At 66.0% G+C, this 212-nt stretch carries 1 pseudogene; it reads right to left on the reverse strand.

Going from position 1 to position 212, the window contains the following annotated elements:
• Positions 1-212, reverse strand: a pseudogene (locus tag KUG39_RS17805) (iron uptake porin); the annotation flags it as partial.

The raw sequence follows: 212 nt of genomic DNA on the forward strand, positions 1-212 counted from the left end.
TGTCGGTGACCTGGAACTTGTACCACCACTCCCAGGCGTAGTTGCCATCGACGATGGCGGTCGCGGCGGCGGGGCCACCGAAGACGGCGGGACCGGCGCTGACGGACGTCAGGAAGGTGGGCTGACCGACGGCCATACCGGCGGAGTTGCCCTTGATGAACACGTCATCCCACTGCAGACCCACGTACCAGGACTGGCTGGTGGCGTTGGTG

This window comes from Synechococcus sp. CCAP 1479/10 (genome assembly GCF_019038515.1).
In the GTDB taxonomy this organism is placed as follows: Bacteria; Cyanobacteriota; Cyanobacteriia; order PCC-6307; family Cyanobiaceae; genus Cyanobium.